We start from the raw sequence: 21,307 nt of genomic DNA, 5'->3' as shown, positions 1-21,307 counted from the left end.
GGTGGTGGCAAGGACCGGCGGGGCCGGTCGGATGCCGGCCCCTTGTTGTGATGTCCTTGAGTGTAGACCCGAACGGCGGGAAATACCCAGTCGCCGGCAGACCGGCTCCCGTGGAGGCTTACAGGAGTACCAGCAGCCACACCACCACGGCATGGAGGATGGACAACAGCACCGCCGCCGACCCCATGTCCTTGGCCCGGGCCGAAAGATCATGGTAATCCCGACCGATGCGGTCGATGGCCGCCTCGATCCCGGAATTCAGCAACTCCACGATGAGGATCAGGAACAGGCTGCCGATCAGCAAGGCCCGCTCCACGCCGTTGTCCCCCAGCCACAGGGCCAGGGGCACCAGGACGATCATCGCCAGCAACTCCTGACGAAAGGCGGCCTCGTGGCGGAAGGTGCTGCGCAGCCCCTTCCAGGAATATCCGGCCGCCTTGATGATCCGGGTCAGGCCCCGGTTGCCGCTGTAGGCCATCAGCAGGCCTCGGGTTGCCAGGCCACATCCAGTTCCCTGGCGGCCCGTACCTCGTCAAAACGCCGGTTGGGCTGAGTATAGGGAGCACCCTTCACCTTCTCGGGCTCGGCTGCCGCCTCTTCCAGGATCTTCGCCATGGCCTCCACGTAGGCGTCCAGGGTCTCCTTGCTTTCGGTCTCGGTGGGCTCGATCAACAGGCACTCGGGCACCAGCAGGGGGAAATAGGTGGTGGGCGCATGGAAGCCGTAGTCCAGCAGACGCTTGGCCACGTCCATGGCGGTCACGCCCTGCGCCTTGGCCTGACGTCGCAGGGTGACGATGAACTCGTGGGTGGCACGACGTTCCGGGAAGGCCAGGTCATAGCCCAGTGACCGCAAACGGGCCATCACGTAGTTGGCGTTCAGGGTGGAGTAGTCCGCCACCTTGGGCATGCCCTCCCGACCCAGCAGACGCATGTAGACGTAGGCCCGCAGCAGCACCCCGGCATTGCCGGCGAAGGCGGACAGGCGGCCGATGCTCTGGGGCAGGTCCCGCTCCGTGAGCCAGCGATAGCGTTCCCCATCCCGGCCCACCACCGGGATGGGCAGGAAGGGCTTGAGCCGCTCGCTCACACCCACCGCACCGGCGCCGGGACCACCGCCCCCATGGGGGGTGGAGAAGGTCTTGTGCAGGTTCATGTGGATGACGTCGAAGCCCATGTCGCCGGGACGCACCTTGCCCAGAATGGCGTTCAGGTTGGCGCCGTCGTAGTACAGCAGGCCACCGGCGTCATGGACCACCTTGGCAATCTCGTGAATGCGGCGCTCGAACACCCCCAGGGTGGACGGGTTGGTGAGCATGATCCCCGCGGTGGCGGGCCCCACGGCGGCCTTGAGGGCCTCCATGTCCACGTCGCCGGAGGCGTCGGTGGGGATCTCGCGCACGGCGTAGCCGCACATGGTGGCGGTGGCCGGGTTGGTGCCGTGGGCGGCGTCGGGGACCAGGATCTCGGTACGACCTTCATCCCCGCGGGCCTTGTGATAGGCGTGGATCATGGCCACTCCGGCGAACTCGCCCTGGGCCCCGGCCATGGGGGTCAGGGACACAGCCTGCATGCCGGTGACGTCCTTGAGCATCTCCTGCAGTTCGAACATGCAGGACAAAAAGCCCTGACTCACCGACTCGGGGGCGTGAGGATGGCGACGCAGGAAGCCCGGCAGCATGGCCAGGCTGTTGCACACCCTGGGGTTGTACTTCATGGTGCAGGACCCCAGGGGATAGAAATGGGTGTCGATGGAGAAGTTTTTCTGGGACAGGCGGGTGTAGTGACGCACCACGTCCAGTTCGGACACCTCCGGCAGCGGCGCCGGACGACGGCGCCGGAAGCGCTCGGGCAGCGCGGCGACATCCGCGCGACCGGCCGGGGCCTGGCTGGGGGTCCGGCGACCGGGACGGGAACGTTCAAAGATCAGCATTGCCTGGCTCCTGCAAAGACATTCGATATGAGTTCAAAATTCCTTCCCCCGGGAAAACCGCCGACGGCCACCGTCTGCAGGGCACGCGTCGACAGCCCCTCCCCGAGGGAAGTTAAAAAAAGCCGATTGCCGTCATTCCCGCAAAGGCCCCCTTGGTCGTCACTCCCGCGAAAATTCCCTTAGCCGTCACTCCCGCGAAAGCGGGAGCCCAGGGGGGGGGCACCTCGCCACTGGATTCCCGCTTGCGCGGGAATGACGGGGGCAGACGCGGCAATCGCGGGTACACACGCGGGAATCACCGGCTCGGGACGAATCAGCCCAGTTTCGCGTAAGCCGCGTCGTAATCCGGTTCCTGGGCGATCTCGGGCACCAGCTCGGCATGGACCACGTGATCATGGGTGTCCAGCACCAGCAGGGCCCGGGCGGTGATGCCCGCCAGGGGACCGTCCACGATCAACACGCCGTAATCCTTGGCAAAGTTGCGGGAACGCATCATGGACAGGGTCTTCACCTTGTCCACGTCCTCGGCACCGCAGAAACGACCCTGGGCAAAGGGCAGGTCCGCGGAGACCACCAGCACCACCACGTCATCACGATCCGCCACCCAGTCGTTGAATTTCTTGGTGGACAGGGCACAAAGTCCGGTATCCAGGCTGGGGGTGATATAGAGGATCTTCTTCTTGCCGCCGAAGTCGCTCAAGTTGACGTCGTTGAGTTCCTTGTCCACCAGGGTGAACGCGGGGGCCGCACTGCCCACCGTCGGCAGATCACCGCAGGTATTGATGGGGTTGCCTTGCAAGGTAATCCGGGCCATCGTCTTGACTCCTCGTGCTGGTTGGTCACATGACTGGATTCCCGCTTTCGCGGGAATGACTGCTTTGGAACATCCAGAGTGTAGCTGTCCGACATCGACATCCGGTGAATTCCGGGCCGATGCCGAATCAGCCCGCCAGGTCCGCCCGCGCCTGCTCCAGCACCGCCACATAGCGATCCAGGTCCGCCGCGGTCTTGGTCTCGGTGACACAGACCAGGATGGCATCGGACAGTTCGGGATAGTCACGCCCCAGGGCATGACCACCAAGCACGCCGGCCGCCGCCATGCGCTCCAGCAGGGCCTCGCCGTCCACGCCCACCCGCAACACGAACTCGTGGAAGCGCTCGTCGGTGAACGGGATTTCGAAGCCCCGCTCCCTGAGCCGAGCCACCAGCGACCCACAACCCTCGACGCAGGCCCCGGCCACCCGCTCCAGCCCTTCCGGACCCAGCAGGGCCATGTGGATGGTGGCGGCGGTCACCACCAGTCCCTGGTTGGTGCAGATGTTGGAAGTGGCCTTGGAACGGCGGATATGCTGTTCACGGGCCTGGAGGGTGAGCACGAAACCAGGGCGGCCGTCCGCATCCACGGTGCGGCCGACAATACGACCGGGCATCTGGCGCACGTGCTCCTTGCGGCAGCACAAGAAGCCGAAGTAAGGCCCACCGGAGGACAGGGGCGCCCCCAGGGGCTGACCATCACCCACCACCATGTCCACGCCCTGACGTCCCCACGCCCCGGGCGGGGTGAGCAGGGCCAGACTGACGGGATTGACCACGCCGATGGCCTGGGCGCCGTTGGCATGGGCCCAGTCGGTGAGGGCATCCACCTCTTCCAGCACACCGAAGAAGTTGGGCTGGGGAATCACCAGGGCGGTGATGTCCTCACCGGCAAAGGCCTCCAGGGCGGCCGGGTCGACCCGACCGGTGGCCGGATCGAACGGGACATCCACGATCTCAATGCCCTGACTGGCCACGATGCTACGGGTCACGCTGCGGTAGGCCGGGTGCACCGTCAGGGGCATGAGCACCCGCTGGCTCTTCGAGCGGCGGTTGGCGCGCACGGCCATGAGCACCGCCTCGGACAGGGCGGAGGCACCGTCATACAGGGAGGCGTTGGAAATGGGCAGCCCCGTCAGGCCGGCCATCATGGACTGATATTCGTAGATGACCTGCAGGGTGCCCTGGCTGGCCTCGGCCTGGTAAGGGGTGTAGGCACTGTAGAACTCGCCCCGGGTGACGATCTGCCAGACCGCCGCCGGGATGTGATGTTCGTAGGCACCGGCGCCGATGAAGTTCAGACCCATGACATCCTGGGCGGCCCGCGCCTCCATGAGCCGGGTGATCTCCATCTCGCCGACGGCCGGCGGGATGGCGTTGAGTCCGTCCACCCGCAGGGCGGCGGGGATCTCGTCGAACAGTGTCTCGATGCTGTCGGCACCGATGGCCGCCAGCATCTCGCGCACGTCGGTGTCGGTGTGGGGAATGAAGGGCATGGTGATTCCGCTGCTGTCTGGGTGAAGGGGATCAGGGAAGGCCGGGATCAGCCTTCCGCTTCCAGGTGAGCGGCGTAGGCGTCGGCGTCCATGAGGGCTTCCACGGCAACGGCATCGGTAGGCTTGATGCGGAAAATCCAGCCATCACCATAGGCGTCGCCATTGACCAGTTCGGGGCTGTCGGCGAGTTGTTCATTGACGGCCACCACTTCACCGGCAACGGGGGCGTAGACGTCGGAAGCGGCCTTGACGGACTCCACCACGGCACAGGCACCGCCGGCATCCAGGTGGGCACCCACTTCCGGGGTTTCCACGAACACCAGATCACCCAGCAGTTCCTGGGCATGGTCGGAGATGCCGATGGTGAGGGTGCCGTCGGCTTCCTTGCGGACCCACTCGTGGGACGGGGCGTATCTGAGTTCTGCGGGGATGTTGCTCATGGGGACTCCTGATGAAGGGTTCGGGGGTTCGGAAAAATTGGGTTCGGGTTCGACGGAACACCGTCGGGATCAAAGATCGATCAGGGCCTTGCCGTGGCGCACGAACGGCGGCTTGACCACCTTCGCCGGGACCAGCTTGCCACGGATGTCCACCGTCACCCGCTCGCCGGCATCCGCCGGGATCCGGGCCAGGGCGATGGACACGCCCAGGGTGGGGGAAAAGCTGCCGCTGGTGGTCTCGCCCTGCCCGGCCTCGCCGGCGCTGACGCTCATGTGGCCACGCAGGACGCCCCGCCCTTCCAGCACCAGCCCCACCAGGCGCCGGTGCGCGCCGTCGGCCTGCTGCCGCTCCAGGGCCTGACGGCCGATGAAATCCCGGTCGGCGGGCGTCCAGGCCACGGTCCAGCCCAGGCCGGACTCCAGGGGACTGATCTGCTCGTCCATGTCGGTGCCGTAGAGATTCATGCCGGCTTCCAGGCGCAGGGTATCCCGGGCGCCCAGACCGATGGGACGCACACCGGCCGCGGCCAGGGCCTGCCAGAAGCTCAGGGTGGCGGTCGCGGGCAGGATGACTTCAAAGCCGTCCTCGCCGGTGTAGCCGGTCCGGGCCACGAACCAGTCCCCGTCTTCCGTGGCGGTAAAGGGAGTCAGGGCCTCGGCCGGCGCCCGCAGGGACTCCGGCAGCAGGGGCAGGCACAGATCTCGGGCCGCCGGTCCCTGCACGGCGATCATGTCCAGATCGTCCCGCTCGCGGATCTCCACCGGGGCAAGGGTGCCGGAGAGCCTGGCGGCCACGTCGCGCATCCAGGCCAGGTCCTTGTCCCGGGTGGCGGCATTGACCACGACCCGGTAGCCGTCGGCGCGACGATAGGTGATGAGATCGTCCAGCACGCCCCCTTCCGGATTGAGCATGCAGCTGTAGAGGGCGCGTCCGGCGGCCTTGAGCTTGTCCACGTCATTGGCCAGCAGGTGGCGCAGGTAATCGCGGGCACCGGGGCCGTCCACGTCGACCACGGTCATGTGGGAGACATCGAACATGCCGGCCTGGCGGCGCACGGCGTGATGCTCGTCGATCTGGGAACCGTAGTGAACGGGCATGGACCAGCCGGCAAAATCCACCATGCGGGCACCAGCGGCCTCGTGGGTGGCGTGCAATGTGGTGCGGCGTAATGTCATCTTCGACTCCCGGTCAAAATGAAAAAGGGGCGGCCGACACCCTGTCTCGGGTATCGGCCGCCCCTCTGTCCTGAAACCTGAGAGATTAAACCCGTGCCGGGTTATCCCCTTCGGTGGGTCTGTCGGACCACTCTCCAGAGTCGATATCGGGCAGCGCGGTCCTTTTGCCTGAGCGTTTCCGGGCGGAAGTTGCGCCTTCGGCGCCTCCGGTGAGGGAGGTCTCTCCCACGCTGCCGAGGATGCCGGGGGGCATCCCTATCAAGGGGTGAACTATACCCCAGGCGTGCCGGAACCGGAACTGCCTTTTCGGCCCCTGTGTCAGACATCCGGTCGCCGGATCAGGGCGCGGGTCACCGCCGCGCGGCCCCGATGCCCCGGCCCCTCGTCCAGTTCGACGGCCAACTCCGCCAGTTCCATGAACTCGCCGCCGACAAAATCCTCCCGCAGCATCACCCCGTTGTAGAGCATGCCCGGGTCTCGGGGACCGCCGCTGTGATAATCCATCTGCTCCGGGTGAAAGGCCTCCATCAGCAACAGGCCACCGGGCTTGAGGGCCTCCAGCATGGCCTGATGCACCTGGCGCCGCTGGGTCGGGGGCAGGTGCAGATAGATGGAAATGATGTGGTCGTACCGCGCCCTGGGCCACTTCCAGCCCACCAGATCGGCCCAGATCGTCTCCAGGGTCACCCCCTGGTGCTGGGCCAGGGCCTGGGCCTTGGCCAGGGCCTGCTGGGAAAAATCCACCGCCGTCACCGACAGCCCCCGACCGGCCAGCCAGACCCCGTTGCGCCCTTCCCCATCCCCCACGGCCAGCACGCTCTGGCCCGGCTGGTAGAGGGGGTGATGGGCCAGCAAATAGGCATTGGGCGCGGTGCCGTAGACATACTCCGTTCCCGAATAGCGGTTATCCCAGAATTCTCTCATGGCAGCACGCCCCTGAAGGTTGAAACAGCAAAACGGATGCTCGCGATCGGTCCACCGTAGGGTAGCCTAACCAGGCGAGTACGGCAGGTCCGGTGAATCCAGCCCCAGGGCCCGTCTGGCCAAGGTCCTTTTCAGCGGGCCGGCGCGATCCGCCAGCATCAGGCCCAGATTCCGCCCCAGGGCCAGCGGCGGCAGCGCGCTGCCGAAGCCGTAGCGGAAGCACTCCATGGCACGCATCATGATGACATTGTCTCCCCGCCGGGCGCGCTCGTAACGACGCAGCACGCGGAATTCCCCCGGATCCCCCACCGCTCCATGCAGCAGCACCCCGGCCAGGGCCCGGGCATCCTGGAACCCCAGATTCACCCCCTGTCCGGCCAGGGGATGAATGGTGTGGGCCGCATCCCCCACCAGTGCCAGCCGGGGACGCACATAGTGACGGGCCTGGGAGCCCCGCAGCGGAAAGGCCGCCCGCTGACTGCTCTCCACCACCGCCCCCAGACGATGGTCCAAACCTTCCGCCAAGGCCTCGCGGAAGGCGACGTCATCCAGATCCCGCAACTGCTCGGCCCGTTCATCATCGGCCGACCAGACGACGGAGCAGCGGCCGTCCGACAGGGGCAGGAAGGCCAGCGGGCCGGTGGGCAGGAAACGCTGCCAGGCGGTCTCCTGATGGGGTAAGGCGGTGCGCACCGTGGCCACCAGGGCCTGCTGACCGTAGCGCCGACTGTCCAGATCGATCCCTGCCATCTCGCGGATGCGGGAGCGGGCGCCGTCGGCGCCCACCACCAGCGATGTCGTGATCCGGGCCCCGCTCTCCAGCGTCACCCGGGCCTCACGAGCACCGATGTCCAGGAGGGTCACGGCATCCGGGCAGAATCGGGTCACCCCCGGCGCCGCGTCCAGGGCATCCCAGAGTGCGCGCTGAACCACCCGGTTCTCGATGATGTGTCCCAGATCCGGCTCCCCCAGCTCCCGGGCCTCGAAACGGATGCAGCCACTGCCGCCCGCATCCCAGACCTCCATGGCCTGATAGGGGCTGATCCGCATGGCCCGCATCCCTTCCCACACTCCCAGCGCCCGGAACAGGCGCTGGGAGGCGCGATTGATGGCGGATACCCGCAGGTCATGCCCGCTGTCCGGGACAAAGGGGGGCGGTGGGCGCAGTTCCACCAGGGCCACGGCAAGACCGCCGCGGGCCAGGCTCAGGGCCAGGGCGGCTCCCACCATGCCGCCGCCGGCGATGAGGACGTCACAGGAGGTTGCCGACATGGAGGCTCCTTGTTCATCGGTTCCGGACATCTACAATCCCATCCCCGCCCGCGCCACCCCGTGCCGCAGCGGGCCGCACAGGTTCAGGGCCACCAGGGCCGCTCCCCGGACATGCCCGAACCCCGGCGTGGTGAAGAGCCGGGCCAGGGCATCGGTCACGCCCGTCACCCGGTCCAGGTCCGGCCGGCGTCGGACGGCATAGCGCTGCAACAACCCCGCGTCACCGGGGTCCGAGGCCTCCCGTCCGGCCCGGCACAGCAGATCCGCCAGGGTATCCACGTCCCGCAGTGCCAGATTGAAGCCCTGACCGGCCACGGGGTGGATGGTGTGGGAAGCATTGCCCACCAACACCAGCCGGGTGTCCGTATCCCGGACGGCACGCACCCGGGTCAGGGGATAGGCAACCCGCGCGCCCACCCGGCGCAGGCGTCCGAGGCGATGACCGAAACGGTCCTGAAGGACCCGCAGAAAATGCCCGTCATCCCAGGCCAGCGTCTCATCGAGCCGATGGACCGGACGGACCCAGACCAGGGCGCAGCGGGGACTGCCGTCCTCGGCGGGCGTCAGGGGCAGCAGGGCCACCGGCCCCTCGTCGGTGAAACGCTCGAAGGCCGTTCCCCGATGATCCAGCTCGGTGGAGAGATTGGCGATGATGCCCACCTGACCATAGTCACTCTCGTGGATGTCGATGCCGGCCAGGTTGCGAACCACGGACCGGGTGCCGTCCGCGCCCACCAGCAGGCGGGTCCGTATCGGCACGAGGGCCTGGTCCAGACGGATCTGTACCCCCAGATGGTCGTCATGGCCGGTGTATCCGGTCACCCGCGCCGGCGTCATCAGGGTGACGGGCGCCGCGGCCAGGGCCGTCTGCAGGACCTGCCCCAGCACCCGGTTGACGATCACGTAACCCAGTGCCTCCACGCCTTCTTCCCGGTGGTCCAGGCGCACGTTGCCGAAATACCCCCGCTGGGAGACGTGGATGCGACGGATCGGTTCGGCATGGGGCGCCAGATCCGCCCACAGGCCCAGACGTTCCAGGATACATCGGGAACCCCAGGACAGGGCCGTGGCCCGCTCGTCATAACTGGGTTGCACCGGAGCGCCGGGAGGCTGCGCCTCGATGATGCCCACCCGGTAACCGCTGTCCGCCAGGCCCAGCCCCAGGGTGGCGCCCACCATGCCGCCGCCGGCGATCAGGATATCGAAATCGCTGTTCTGCACCGCGTCCTCCGCGTGCCGATCCCGGCACCCGATTATTTCAGTTGCCTGAACCCACCAGGGCCTGAACCTCGTCGACGCCCTTGGGGCAATCTTCGGTGAGGACCTGATGCCCGGCCCGGGTCACCGCCACGTCATCCTCGATGCGGATGCCGATATTACGGAATGGCTTGGGCACGCCCTTCTCCGTGGCCGGCAGGTACAGGCCCGGCTCGATGGTCATCACCATGCCCGGCTCCAGCAAACGCCAGGCCTCGCCCACCTTGTAGTCCCCCACGTCATGCACGTCCAGCCCCAGCCAGTGGCCGGTGCGGTGCATGTAGAAGCGACGATAGGCGCCGTCCTTGATCAGGCGGGAAGGCCGCCCCTTGAGCAATCCCAGGTGCACCAGCCCCTTGGTAAGCACCTTGACCGCCGCCCCATGGGGATCATCCCAGTGATTGCCGGGGACCACCTGGGCGATGGCCGCCGCCTGGGCCTCCAGCACCACCTCGTAGACCTGACGCTGATGCTCGGTGAAGCGTCCGTTCACCGGAAAGGTGCGGGTGATGTCCGCCGCATAACCCTGGTACTCGCAGCCAGCGTCGATCAGGACCAGATCACCGTCCCTGAGCCGCTCGTTGTTTTCGGTGTAGTGCAGGATGCAGCCGTTGACACCGCCGCCCACGATGGAGGCGTAGGCGGGTTCGGTCCCCGCCCGGCGGAACTCGTACAGCAACTCCGCTTCCAGCTGATACTCCCACAGCCCCGGCCGGCAGGCGGCCATGGCGCGCTGATGGGCACGACTGGTGACCCGGGCGGCCTCCTTCATGGCCTTGAGTTCGGTGGCCGACTTGAACAGGCGCATGTCATGGAGCAGGTATTCCAGAGCCACGAACTCATGGGGGGGGTGGACGCCGGTGCGGGCCCGTTCACGGATGCCGTTGACCCAGTCGATCAACTTGCGGTCGAACTCCGGATGGCGACCCAAAGTGGTGTAGACCCGCTCACGGTTCTCCAGCAGCCCGGGCAGGATCTCGCCGATGTCGCCGATGGGGAAGGAATCGTCGGCGCCGAAGCGCTCCACCGCCCCTTCCTGTCCGGCCCGGCGGCCATGCCAGGTCTCCTTTTCCTTGTCCCGTTCCCGGCAGAACAGGATGTACTCCCCCTGGGGTCGGCCGGGCACCAGCACCGCCACCGCCTCCGGCTCGGTAAAGCCGGTGAGATAGAGAAAATCGCTGTCCTGACGGTAGGGATATTCCACGTCATGATTGCGCACCCGGACCGGTGCGGCGGGGATGACGGCGATGCCGCCCTCCCCCATGGCACGCATGAGCTGGCGACGGCGACGGGCGAATTCTTTCATGGCGATAGCTTTGGGTTCCGGGTCATCAACAGGGGGGTCACTGCAGGCGGGAGGGGCCCTTGAGGGGCTGCAGTTCCTCGCTCACCAGCAGCACGCCCACCCGCACGTATTCCAGGATCTCCACATAGGCGGTCTCGCTGGCCTCGTCGTCGTCCACCTCGAAACCGGCGCCGGCAATATCGGAAAGATCCTTGAGGATTTCCGCCGAATCGGCGGGCAGCTTGGCCGGGTCGGTGACGCCGGCCACCGCCAGGCCATAGAGGAAGCCCTGGCACCAGTGCCCCAGGGCGTCCACCCGGGTGGAAAGGGCATCGTCCTCGTCCGGCAACAGCATCTGGAACCCGAGCAGGGCATCGGCCAGTTGGGTGCGGGTTTCGGCAAAGACTTCATCCAGCAGGCGCCGGGCCTCCCCTTCCGGCGGCGGCGTCTCGCCGGCCTCGGGAAAGATCTCCTGCAGCCAGCGCACCTCGCCGGACCCCAGATTGGCACTGAGCATGCCGCAGAGCGTGCCGTGGGCCTCGGCGGCATCGGCCGTGGCGCCCGCCCCCCGCAGGGCATCCTGTAAGGCTTGATAATCGGGCATCATGGGGCAAGGCTCTCCAGTCGTGGTGGCCGGACCTCCGGGGCCGGGATCCGATACATGGACGCAGTCTAGCAAGCCCGACGGCGCCAGCACCATGCCGCCGCCGATCCTTGTTGACGGCCCCGAGGCGGAGTCCTAGTATTGAGCCCATGACATACACCGCTCACAATGCCTCGGCGGATTCCGCCCTGAAAGACCTGGAGTCCCGGGTCGAGGCGTTGCTGCGGGTCTGCGAACTGCTGCGGGACGAGAACCTCAGGCTGCGCCGCCAGAACGAACTGCTGCTGGCGGAACGGGCCCAGCTCTCGGAACGGGGTGAGCAGGCACGCATGAAGGTGGAGTCGATGATCAACCGATTGAAGTCCATGGAGCAGGCGGTATGACGGAACCCCGCTCTGAACCGGTCACGGTTCAGATTCTGGGCAAGGAATACCGGGTGGCCTGCCCTGAAGATGAGCGCAATGCCCTGATTGCCTCGGCCAGCCTGCTGGATCGCCGGATGAAGGAAATCCGCGATGGCGGCAAGGTCGTGGGCGGAGACCGGATCGCCGTGATGGCGGCCCTGAACATTGCCCATGAACTGCTGGCCCTGAAGCGGCAGAACGCCGGCCTGGATCAGCGCATGCGCGCCCTGCAGGAACGGGTGGATTCGGTCCTGCAACACGAACGATCGACGGATTCATGATGTACGGTCCCGGCGGCGGGGCCACGAAAAAAAGGTTTTACGGTTTGGGCACCTCTGAGGTGTGCGTGAGCGGCTGGGTAATATCCTTGAGCCTAATCAACTACCCCGGGAGCCATTCTGCGATGTCTTGTTGTGCATGTCCGCCCCGTAGCGGAAAGCCTGTAGAGATCGCGTCGGCCCCCACTTGAACCCCTGGTTCAAGGTCGAAAGCTCGCCACGGCACTCTCGGAGCGTGCCCTCTTCATTTCCATGACACGCGCCGACCTACGCAGACAGCTTCGCGCCCGGCGTCTGGCGCTCTCCCCGGCCGAACGGGCCCGGCATGCCCGTGCCATGGCCAGGCACCTGATCCACCACCCCCTGTTCAGCGCCGCCCGGCGCATCGCCGTCTACCTGCCCGACCGGGGCGAGGCCGACCCCGGCCCGCTGGTCCGGGCCGCCCGCGCCGCCGGCAAGGACCTCTACCTGCCGGTGCTGGCACCACTTCACCCCCGGCTGCTCTGGTTCGTGGCCTGGGAACCCCATACGCCCCTGATCCCCAACCGCTTCGGCATTCCCGAGCCTCCCATTCACCGCCGACGCTGCCTGCCGGCCCGTCATCTGGATCTGGTCATCACGCCCCTGGTGGGCTTCGATCACCGGGGAAACCGGCTGGGCATGGGTGGCGGCTTCTATGACACCACCTTCCGCCATCTCAACCGCCACCGTCACTGGCGCCGCCCCCATTTGGTGGGAATGGCCTATGCTTTTCAGGAAGTGACGGCGCTGCCCCATGCGTCCTGGGACGTGCCCCTGCACGCGGTGGTGACCGAACAGGGCCTGATCACCTGCCGGCCCCACCCCGAATTGAACACCAAGGATTGCCCATGTCCTACTGGCTGATGAAGTCCGAACCGGATGTCTTCGGTATCGACGACCTGGAACGGGTGCGGGTGGAACCCTGGGAAGGGGTGCGCAACTACCAGGCCCGCAACATGATGCGGGACGAGATGCAAGAAGGCGACCTGGCCTTTTTCTACCATTCCAACTGCAAGGTCCCCGGCATCGTCGGCATCCTGAGGATCGTGCGGGCCGGCTATCCGGACGACAGCGCCTGGGACCCGGAACATACCTACCATGACCCGCGCAGTACCCCGGACAACCCCCGCTGGTATCGGGTGGACGTGGGCTTTGAACGCAAGTTCAGGGACGTCATTCCCCTGGCGGACCTGAAGGCGGCCCCCGCGCTGAGCGACATGCCCCTGGTCAGGCGGGGCAACCGGCTCTCCATCATGCCGGTGACCGAGGCGCAGTGGGAATTCATTCTGTCCATGGCGGACTGACATCCTGCTGTTCTCACAACCTGCTTGCCCTCTCGTCCCCGGCCCTTCTTTCTCCCCCGGGAAACAGAAGATCGACATGACCCATTCAGGAGGCCGATGCCCATGACCCTGAACGAACTCATCATCTACCTGGACGCCCACGCGGGATTCGATCTGCTGGACGGCATGCCCGAGGACACCCTGGAGCGGGCGCGGCGCGGGACGCACAGGCACGCCATCGCCGGGGAGATCATCGCCGCCCTGGGCACCCTGGACGCGGCGGGCACGGGACAGGGGGAGGTGGAACGCAGCGCCGCCGTGAAGGTGCTCAGCCCCCTGCGCCTGAAATACATGGCCGACGACGCCCCGGTGGAGGGCTTTCGCATGGTGGAGAAGATCATCACCACCATCGATGAGGCCTTCAACGAGGAGGCCCTGGGCAAGCGCGGGTAAGACCCGGCCGGCGGATCAGCCCAGGAACAGCCGGTAGACCGGGTTATCGGTTTCCTCCCAGTGGACATACCCCAACTCCTTGAGGAACCCCTCAAGCCGGGCCTTGTCCTGGTCCGGCACCTGCATGCCCACCAGCACCCGGCCGTAGGCGGCGCCATGGTTGCGGTAATGGAACAGACTGATGTTCCAGTCCTGCCCCATGTGGGCGAGGAAGTTCATCAGTGCCCCCGGGCGCTCGGGAAACTCGAAGCGGTAGACGATCTCGTCCCCTGCCCGGGCCGAGTGCCCGCCCACCATGTGGCGCAGATGGACCTTGGCCACCTCGTTGTCGCTCAGATCCTCGATGGGGTAGCCCTTGTCGCGCAGATCCTGCAGCAGGGTGCGGCGTTCCGTCTCGCCGCCGCTGAGTTGGACCCCGACGAAAATGTGGGCCTGCTCGGTATCCGCGTAGCGGTAGTTGAACTCGGTGATCCCGCGCTTGCCGATGGCCTTGCAAAAGGCCCGGAAACTGCCCGGCCGCTCCGGAATGGTGGCGGCGAACAGGGCTTCCCGCTGTTCCCCCAGTTCGGCCCGTTCGGTCACGTGACGCAGACGATCGAAGTTGATGTTGGCACCGCTGAGCACCCCGGCCAGACAGGCGTCCTTGAGCCCTTCCCGTTCCACGTATTTCTTGATGCCCGCGATGGCCAGGGCACCGGCCGGCTCGGCCATCACCCGGGTGTCATCGAAGATGTCCTTGATGGCGGCACAGATCTCGTCGGTGGACACCAGCAGCATCTCGTCCACATGGTCCCGGGCCAGGCGATAGTTCTCCTCACCCGCCTGACGCACGGCCACCCCGTCGGCGAAGATGCCCACCTGGTCCAGTATCACCCGCTGCTGTTTTTCCAGGGCCTGCTGCATGCAGGGGGCGTCGTGGGGTTCGACCCCGATCACCCGGATATCGGGGCGCAGGGCCTTGATATAGGCCGCCATGCCGGCGATCAGGCCGCCGCCGCCCACGCTGACGAACACCGCCTCCAGGGGGTCGGGATGCTGACGCAGCAGTTCCATGGCGATGGTGCCCTGGCCGGCGATCACATCGGGATCATCGAAGGGATGGACGAAGGTGTAGCCGTGCTTCTCGATCAGTTCCAGGGCATGGGCATAGGCATCGTCGTAGGAATCCCCGTGGAGGATGGCCTTGGCCCCCAGGGCGCGGACCGAGTCCACCTTGATGGAGGGGGTGGTGGCGGGCATGACGATCACCGCCTTGATGCCCAGGGTCTTGGCCGACAGGGCCACCCCCTGGGCATGGTTGCCGGCGGAGGCGGCGATGACCCCCTTGCGGCGGGCTTCCTCGGACAACTGGACGATCTTGTTATGGGCGCCGCGCAACTTGAAGGAGAAGACCGGTTGCAGGTCCTCGCGCTTGAGCAGGATGCGGTTGCCCAGGCGCCGGGAAAGCGTGGGCATCAGGTCCAGTGGGGTTTCCCGCGCCACGTCGTAGACCCGGGCGGTGAGTATCTTCTGCAGGTAGGGATAGGCTGACATCATCTGAAGATACAGGGGCGAGTCCATCCCCGGCAAGATGCATGCCTTGCAGTGGGTTTTACAGCCTCAAGGACCGCTCCCCGGGGAGTGGTTCTCGCGCCATGGCCCTGGCAGACGTGCGACACCGCCTGTCTCATGTAGAATCCCCCCCGACAACCAAGGAGGCATCCTCATGAGCAATCAAGATCAGATGAAGAAGGCCGCCGCCGAAGCGGCCCTGGAATACGTGGAAGACGGCATGGTCGTCGGCATCGGCACCGGCTCCACCGCCAATCATTTCATCGACCTGCTGGCGAAGATGAAGGGCCGCATCGACGGCACCGTGGCCTCCTCCGAGGCCAGCGCCGAGCGCCTGCGCGGTCACGGCATCCCGGTGCTGGACCTGAACGCCGTCGGCCCCATTCCCCTGTACGTGGACGGCGCCGACGAGGCCACCCGGCACCTGCACCTGATCAAGGGGGGCGGCGGCGCCCTCACCCGGGAAAAGATCGTGGCGGCCGCCAGCGAGCGCTTCGTCTGCATCGCCGACGACTCCAAACTGGTGAACGTGCTGGGCACCTTCCCCCTGCCGGTGGAGGTCATTCCCATGGCCCGCAGCCACGTGGGCCGGGCCATGCTCAAGCTGGGCGGGCAACCGGAACTGCGTCACGGCTTCACCACCGACAACGGCAACCTGATCCTGGATGTGTTCAACCTGGACATGACCGATCCGGTGGCCCTGGAGACGGAGATCAACCAGATTGCCGGCGTGGTCACCGTGGGCATCTTTGCCCGGCGCCCGGCGGATGTGCTGATTCTGGGCGGCAAGGACGGGGTGAAGACCCTGACCTGAGGGGGGTTCCGTTTTCCCCTCACCCCAACCCCTCTCCCGCAAGGGGAGAGGGGCTTTTTTGTCAGAGCAGTACCTTCTCGATACCCCCGCTGCGGGCCTGCTCGATGAAGCGGGCCTGCCACTGGTCTCCCAGCAGGGCATTGGCCATCTCCACCACGATATAGTCCACCTCCGTCCCGGTATCTTCCCGGTAGCGGGACAACCCCTGCTGACAGGCCGGGCAGGAAGTCAGCAACTTCACATTGCCGCCGGCGGCCACCGGCGCGCCGGTCAGCGACGTGATGCCCTTGTGGATTTCCTCCTGCTTGCGGAACCGCACCTGGGTGGCCACATCCGGGCGACTCACCGCAAAGGTCCCCGCCTCGCCGCAGCAGCGGTCCGACAGGGTCACCGGCCGGCCCAGCAGATTCCCCGCCACCTGCAGCGGCGCGTGGGTCTTCATGGGGGAATGGCAGGGATCGTGATACAGGTATTCCACCCCCGGCGCGGCCTCCAGCGTCACCCCCTTCTCCATCAGATACTCATGGATGTCCAGCAACCGACAACCGGGGAAGATGCGCTCGAACTCGTATTTCAGCAACTGATCCATGCAGGTGCCGCAGGACACCACCACCGTCTTGATGTCCAGATAGTTCAGGGTGTTGGCCACCCGATGGAACAGTACCCGATTCTCGGTGGTGATCGCCCTGCCCTTGGCCTCCTCGCCGGCGGATTCCTGGGGGTAGCCGCAGCACAGATACCCCGGCGGCAGCACCGTCTGGGCACCGGTGCGGTAGAGCATGGCCAGGGTGGCCAGGCTCACCTGGCTGAACAGGCGCTCCGAGCCGCAGCCGGGGAAATAGAACACCGCCTCGCTCTGCTCCGGCGCCACCGCCGGGTCCCGTACGATGGCTACGTGACTGGGGTCTTCCAGCCCCAGCATGGCCCGGGTGGTGCGCGAGGGCAGACCCGCCGGCAGGGGCTTTCTCACCATGTGGATGACCCGGGCGGGGATCGGCGCCGGTCCCGTGGTGGCGGCGGGCCGACCATCGTCCAGCAGGCCCAGGCGCTGGAACATCCGGTGCCCCAGGCGCTGTCCGGCAAAGCCCCACTGGGCCAGGGCGGTGCGCATCAGCTTGATGGTGGCCGGGTCCTTGATGTTGAGGAAGGCCATGGAGACCTTGGCCGCCAGACTGGTCCGGCGCTGGCCGCGGGCCTTGAGGATGCGTCGCATACGGGCCGTCACGTCCCCGAAATCGATATTCACCGGACAGGGCTTGAGGCAGCGGTGACAGATGGTGCAGTGGTCCGCCACGTCGTTGAGTTCATCGAAATGACGCAGGGACAGGCCGCGGCGGGTCTGCTCCTCGTAGAGGAAGGCCTCGATGATCAGTCCCGTGGCCAGGATCTTGTTGCGGGGCGAGTACAGCAGGTTGGCCCGGGGCACATGGGTGGTGCAGACGGGCTTGCACTTGCCGCAGCGCAGGCAGTCGCGGATGTCGTCGTTGAGCGCCCCCAGTTCGCTCTGCTCCAGGATCAGGGCCTCCTCCTGCACCAGGCGCAGTGAGGGGGTATAGGCCCGCGACAGCCCGGAGCCGGCCTGCAGCTTGCCCCGGTTGAAGCGGTCCATGGGGTCCACCCGGCGCTTGTAGTCGGCAAAGGCCTTCAGCTCCGGTTCGCCCAGGTACTGGATCTTGGTCAGGCCGATGCCGTGCTCCCCGGAGATGACGCCGCCCAACGCCCGGGCCAGGGCCATCACCTGGTCCACGATGCGCTCGGCCTCGTGCATCATGGCGTAGTCGTTGGAATTGACCGGGATGTTGGTGTGCACGTTGCCGTCACCGGCGTGCATGTGCAGGGCCACGAACAGGCGGCTGGTGAGCACCCGGTCGTGGATGGCCTGGATGCTCCGGCGCACCGGTTCCAGGTCGCGGCCGTCGAAGATCTCCCACAACCGGGCCTCGATCTCCCGCCGGTAGGAGATCACCAGACTGCGACGCAACAGCAGCTGGATCAGCCGGTCGCCGGGGCGGCGGTCCGCCCGGGACGGCGCGTCCAGCAGGTCGTCCATGGCCACGGCGTCGCTCTCCAGGTGGTCCAGGATGGCCTGCCAGCGCCCCCGCACCGCCTGCACATGGTCTTCCGCGGCCCGGCGCAGCCCCTCGAACCAGCCCCGGGCCTCCTCGCTGCCCAGGGCCAGGGATTCCAGCAGTGCGCGGTGATCCTTGCCCAGGCAGGCCAGGATCTCGTCGGCCATGCGCAGCTTGTTGGTGAGGGACTGGTGGATGTTGATGCGCTCGATCCCCTCGCTGTACTCCGCCAGCCGGTCCAGGGGGATCACCACGTCCTCGTTGATCTTGAAGGCGTTGGTATGGGCGGCGATGGCGGCGGTCCGGCTACGGTCGGCCCAGAACCGCTGGCGGGCCTCGGGGCTCACGGCGATGAAGCCGTCGCCGTTGCGGGCATTGGCCAAACGCACCATCTTCGAGGCGGCCAGGCCCACCGCCTCCTCGTCATCACTGGCGATGTCCGCCAGGAGCACCATCTTGGGCCGCTCCCGTCGCGCCCCCTTCGGGGTATAGCCCACGGCGCGCACATAGCGCTCGTCCAGGTGTTCAAGCCCGGCCAGCTGCACCTTGGGGTCGGCCTCCAGGGCGTCCTTGATCTCGACGATGGCGGGCACCGCCTCGTGCAGATCGGTGCCGTAGAACTCCAGGCTGATGGTGCGCATGTGGGCCGCCATGCGATGGACCACGAACACGGCGGAGGTGATCAGGCCGTCGCAGCCTTCCTTCTGAATCCCCGGCAGATCCTGCAGGCGCTTGTCGGTGACGTCCTTGCCCAGCCCCACCTTGCGGCAGGCCCGGCCCGGGAAGGAGATGACCTGGGGTTCTCCGTCGGGGGTCACGCCGTCGGCCTGGAACCGGGTGATGCGAAAGCTCACGGTCTCCTGATCGTGGATCTTGCCCAGGTTGTGATTGAGGCGTTCCACCTGGATCCAGCGGGCCTCCGGGGTGACCATGCGCCAGGACACCAGATTGTCCAGGGCCGTGCCCCAGAGCACCGCCTTCTTACCGCCGGCGTTCATGGCGATGTTGCCGCCGATGGTGCAGGCATCCTGGGAGGTGGGGTCCACGGCAAACACATGGGCGGCGCGCCCCGCGGCCTCGGACACCCGGCGGGTCACCACCCCGGCCTCGGCGCGGAGGGTGGCCACGGGGCCTTCCACCCCGGGCAGTTCCACGAACTCCACCTCGCTCAAGGCTTCGAGCTTTTCCGTGTTGATGACCGCGGCATCGGCGGTCAGGGGCACGGCGCCACCGTTGTAGCCGGTGCCGCCCCCCCGGGGAATGACGGTCAGACCCAGTTCAAAGCAGGTCTGGATGACCCCGGCCATCTCCGCCTCGGAATCCGGGGTGATGACCACGAAGGGCAGTTCCACACGCCAGTCGGTGGCATCGGTGACATGGGAGACCCGGGCCAGGCCGTCGAAGTGGATGTTGTCCTTGCGGGTGACCTTGCCCAGCAGGCGGCGGGCACGGGCGCGCAGGGCCTTTTGTTCCGGGAACCAGGCCTCGAAGCGGCGTACCGCCTGACGAGCCTGTTCCGCCAGGTCCAGGGCCAGCTGATTGCCCTCGGCCCGGGCGATGATCTGGTCCACCCGGTGATCCAGGGCGTGGATCAGGGCGGTGAGTCGCTTCTGGTTACCCAGCAGGTCGTCCTGGATATAGGGGTTGCGGGTGACCACCCACATGTCCCCCAGCACCTCGAACAGCATCCGGGCGGAGACGCCGGTCCGTCGGCGGGCGCGCAGTTCGTTGAGCACGTCCCACATGCCTTCGCCGAGGAAGCGGATGACGATCTCGCGGTCGGAGTAGGAGGTGTAGTTATAGGGGATTTCGCGGATGCGGGTACTTGCGGTCATGGCTGGCGGGGATCACTGCGGGAGGGGCACCTATTCTAGCACCCCGGCCGGGATGAGGTGAGAGGCGGGGAAAAGCAAAAAGGGTGCGGAGGTTTCCCTCCGCACCCTTTGAACTTCCAGTGCATGCCTTCCGGTCAGGCGACCCTGGGCAATGCCATCGGCATGGGACCGATGATTAGAAGTTGTGGGTCACGCCGACGGAGAAGCCAGCGGGGTTGTCGCCGAAGTCAGCACCGGCAAAACCCTTACCCTTGCCGCTACCCTGGAAGCCATAGGTGGCACCAGACTCGTTACCGCTTTCGTTCAGGATCTGAGCAAACACGGCGTAGACGGCGGTGCGACGGGACAGGTTGTAACCGGCACCCAGGGCATACATCTGGGCGTCGCTATCATCGATATCACTTTCACCGGCATAAGTGTAAGAACCCATCAGGTAGGCCTGACCCAGCTGGTACTTGGCACCCAGATGGAAGGCATCACGATCACCAACACCATTGATGCCGGAGTCAACATTTTCGTACATGGCAGCCAGAGTCAGGGCATCAATCTGGTAGGTACCACCCACTTTCCAAGCCTGGGCGTCGCCATACACGGCATCACCATTATCATCCACAAGCACAGAACCATCATTCAACTGTTCAAAAGCCACTGTGACGTACATCGGACCTTGAGTGAAAGAGGCTGCCAGAGAGAAGGCATTAGCATCATTAGCGATGCCAGAAGAACGGTCATCCCTCTTGTCGGTCGTATAGGAAGCCATGAACTGCAGGCCATCGAAATTCGGGCTCAAATACAGCAGGGTGTTGTCATTACGATTATAGAATGAACCCAGACCAGACTTGCTAGCGACCAGACCTTCAACGCCGTCATACTTGTCCAGCCCACCCATCTGACTGGTGACATGGTTCATGTCACCCAGGGTGTCGGCAAAGAAGTTCAGCGGCAGGGTGGCCAGCTTGTAGGGGGTATCGTGCTTACCAACGCGCACTTCACCGAAGGCACCGGCCAGACCCACGTAGGTGTTACGACCGGTCAGGTTGCTGCTACCGAAGGCGGAGCCGCTGTCACCCTGCAGGGCAGCCTCAATCTGGAACACACCACGCAGGCCGTTGCCCAGGTCCTCGGAACCACGCACACCCAGACGGGAGGAGTTAGAGGCCAGCTGGTGGGTGGTATCGTCACCGTTGTCCACGATATCCACGGACAGGTTCATGCGGCCGTACAGGGTGGTGTCGGCCATGGCGGCGGCGGGCAGGCCCATGGCCGCGGCTACTGCGAATACGAGCACTTTCTTTTGCATGTTTACGTTCCTCTGCAGAGCTTTGTTGTATAAGGGTCTGACCGTGTCAGCCGATTACCACTAAGCAGAAGCCGTGCCAAACACTAACCCACTGATTTTA

Annotated in this window: 20 protein-coding genes, 1 other RNA gene and 2 riboswitches; of the genes, 7 read left to right on the top strand and 14 right to left on the bottom strand. The window is 66.0% G+C overall.

Annotated elements, in window-relative coordinates:
• Positions 1–118: 118 nt before the first annotated feature.
• The 11 genes from LQD11_RS00455 to LQD11_RS00405 all read right to left on the bottom strand — a co-directional run bounded on the left by LQD11_RS00455 (position 119) and on the right by LQD11_RS00405 (position 11,202).
• Positions 119–478, bottom strand: coding sequence for a diacylglycerol kinase (locus tag LQD11_RS00455; RefSeq protein ID WP_238615765.1), 360 nt, complete (start codon positions 476–478; stop codon positions 119–121).
• Positions 478–1,932, bottom strand: a complete 1,455-nt coding sequence (gene gcvPB / locus LQD11_RS00450; protein WP_238615764.1) for an aminomethyl-transferring glycine dehydrogenase subunit GcvPB — start codon at positions 1,930–1,932, stop codon at positions 478–480. The genes LQD11_RS00455 and gcvPB overlap by 1 nt, the downstream gene beginning before the upstream one ends.
• A 313-nt stretch (positions 1,933–2,245) precedes the next feature.
• Complete coding sequence (tpx, locus tag LQD11_RS00445; RefSeq protein ID WP_238615763.1) at positions 2,246–2,746, bottom strand: thiol peroxidase; 501 nt, start codon at positions 2,744–2,746, stop codon at positions 2,246–2,248.
• A 127-nt stretch (positions 2,747–2,873) separates the two neighbouring features.
• Positions 2,874–4,241: an aminomethyl-transferring glycine dehydrogenase subunit GcvPA gene (gene gcvPA, locus LQD11_RS00440; RefSeq protein WP_200173107.1), complete on the bottom strand. Its 1,368-nt coding sequence runs from the start codon at positions 4,239–4,241 to the stop codon at positions 2,874–2,876.
• A gap of 47 nt (positions 4,242–4,288) precedes the next feature.
• Positions 4,289–4,681: a glycine cleavage system protein GcvH gene (gene gcvH, locus LQD11_RS00435; protein WP_238615762.1), complete on the bottom strand. Its 393-nt coding sequence runs from the start codon at positions 4,679–4,681 to the stop codon at positions 4,289–4,291.
• A 69-nt stretch (positions 4,682–4,750) separates the two neighbouring features.
• Positions 4,751–5,857 carry a glycine cleavage system aminomethyltransferase GcvT gene (gene gcvT, locus LQD11_RS00430; protein WP_238615761.1) on the bottom strand — a complete coding sequence of 369 codons (1,107 nt, stop codon included), beginning with the start codon at positions 5,855–5,857 and terminating at the stop codon, positions 4,751–4,753.
• Between the two features lie 55 nt (positions 5,858–5,912).
• Positions 5,913–6,002, bottom strand: a riboswitch (glycine riboswitch).
• 1 nt (position 6,003) lies between these two features.
• Positions 6,004–6,095, bottom strand: a riboswitch (glycine riboswitch).
• An 80-nt stretch (positions 6,096–6,175) separates the two neighbouring features.
• Positions 6,176–6,781 (bottom strand): class I SAM-dependent methyltransferase, encoded by a 606-nt coding sequence (locus tag LQD11_RS00425; RefSeq protein WP_008931133.1) that lies wholly within the window; start codon positions 6,779–6,781, stop codon positions 6,176–6,178.
• A gap of 66 nt (positions 6,782–6,847) precedes the next feature.
• The gene (locus LQD11_RS00420) at positions 6,848–8,053 is read right to left on the bottom strand and encodes a UbiH/UbiF/VisC/COQ6 family ubiquinone biosynthesis hydroxylase (protein ID WP_238615760.1); all 1,206 of its coding nucleotides are present in this window, start codon (positions 8,051–8,053) and stop codon (positions 6,848–6,850) included.
• 30 nt (positions 8,054–8,083) lie between these two features.
• Entirely contained in the window at positions 8,084–9,274 is a 1,191-nt protein-coding gene (gene ubiH / locus LQD11_RS00415; RefSeq protein WP_238615759.1) for a 2-octaprenyl-6-methoxyphenyl hydroxylase, read from the bottom strand.
• 37 nt (positions 9,275–9,311) lie between these two features.
• On the bottom strand, positions 9,312–10,616 hold the full coding sequence (gene pepP / locus LQD11_RS00410; RefSeq protein WP_238615758.1) for a Xaa-Pro aminopeptidase: 1,305 nt from the start codon (positions 10,614–10,616) through the stop codon (positions 9,312–9,314).
• A 37-nt stretch (positions 10,617–10,653) separates the two neighbouring features.
• The gene (locus LQD11_RS00405) at positions 10,654–11,202 is read right to left on the bottom strand and encodes a UPF0149 family protein (RefSeq protein ID WP_008931137.1); all 549 of its coding nucleotides are present in this window, start codon (positions 11,200–11,202) and stop codon (positions 10,654–10,656) included.
• A 146-nt stretch (positions 11,203–11,348) separates the two neighbouring features.
• On the opposite strand from LQD11_RS00405, the gene LQD11_RS00400 reads away from it, so the two are divergent.
• The 6 genes from LQD11_RS00400 (at position 11,349) to LQD11_RS00375 (ending at position 13,638) form a co-directional block, all read left to right on the top strand.
• Positions 11,349–11,582, top strand: a complete 234-nt coding sequence (locus LQD11_RS00400; protein ID WP_008931138.1) for a TIGR02449 family protein — start codon at positions 11,349–11,351, stop codon at positions 11,580–11,582.
• Entirely contained in the window at positions 11,579–11,884 is a 306-nt protein-coding gene (locus tag LQD11_RS00395) for a cell division protein ZapA (RefSeq protein ID WP_008931139.1), read from the top strand. The genes LQD11_RS00400 and LQD11_RS00395 overlap by 4 nt, the downstream gene beginning before the upstream one ends.
• A 48-nt stretch (positions 11,885–11,932) precedes the next feature.
• Positions 11,933–12,120, top strand: a non-coding RNA gene (gene ssrS, locus LQD11_RS00390) — 6S RNA.
• A 13-nt stretch (positions 12,121–12,133) separates the two neighbouring features.
• Positions 12,134–12,766 (top strand): 5-formyltetrahydrofolate cyclo-ligase, encoded by a 633-nt coding sequence (locus LQD11_RS00385; RefSeq protein ID WP_238615757.1) that lies wholly within the window; start codon positions 12,134–12,136, stop codon positions 12,764–12,766.
• Positions 12,751–13,206, top strand: a complete 456-nt coding sequence (locus LQD11_RS00380) for an EVE domain-containing protein (RefSeq protein WP_008931141.1) — start codon at positions 12,751–12,753, stop codon at positions 13,204–13,206. The genes LQD11_RS00385 and LQD11_RS00380 overlap by 16 nt, the downstream gene beginning before the upstream one ends.
• 102 nt (positions 13,207–13,308) lie before the next feature.
• Positions 13,309–13,638, top strand: a complete 330-nt coding sequence (locus LQD11_RS00375) for a hypothetical protein (RefSeq protein WP_238615756.1) — start codon at positions 13,309–13,311, stop codon at positions 13,636–13,638.
• A gap of 15 nt (positions 13,639–13,653) precedes the next feature.
• Here the strand turns inward: LQD11_RS00375 and ilvA are convergent, their stop codons facing one another.
• Positions 13,654–15,171, bottom strand: coding sequence for a threonine ammonia-lyase, biosynthetic (ilvA, locus tag LQD11_RS00370; protein WP_238616134.1), 1,518 nt, complete (start codon positions 15,169–15,171; stop codon positions 13,654–13,656).
• Between the two features lie 172 nt (positions 15,172–15,343).
• On the opposite strand from ilvA, the gene rpiA reads away from it, so the two are divergent.
• Complete coding sequence (gene rpiA, locus LQD11_RS00365) at positions 15,344–16,003, top strand: ribose-5-phosphate isomerase RpiA (protein WP_008931144.1); 660 nt, start codon at positions 15,344–15,346, stop codon at positions 16,001–16,003.
• A gap of 61 nt (positions 16,004–16,064) precedes the next feature.
• On the opposite strand, the gene LQD11_RS00360 is transcribed toward rpiA, so the two are convergent.
• Both LQD11_RS00360 and LQD11_RS00355 read right to left on the bottom strand, forming a co-directional pair.
• The gene (locus LQD11_RS00360) at positions 16,065–19,907 is read right to left on the bottom strand and encodes a DUF3683 domain-containing protein (RefSeq protein WP_238615755.1); all 3,843 of its coding nucleotides are present in this window, start codon (positions 19,905–19,907) and stop codon (positions 16,065–16,067) included.
• Positions 19,908–20,082: 175 nt separating this feature from the next.
• On the bottom strand, positions 20,083–21,207 hold the full coding sequence (locus tag LQD11_RS00355; RefSeq protein WP_238615754.1) for a porin: 1,125 nt from the start codon (positions 21,205–21,207) through the stop codon (positions 20,083–20,085).
• Positions 21,208–21,307: the final 100 nt, after the last annotated feature.

Origin of the sequence: Ectothiorhodospira shaposhnikovii (assembly GCF_022227765.1) — a bacterium.
Lineage (GTDB): Bacteria > Pseudomonadota > Gammaproteobacteria > Ectothiorhodospirales > Ectothiorhodospiraceae > Ectothiorhodospira.
The sequence above is the reverse complement of the archived record's forward strand: the minus strand, read 5'-3'. Positions and strand labels throughout refer to the sequence as shown.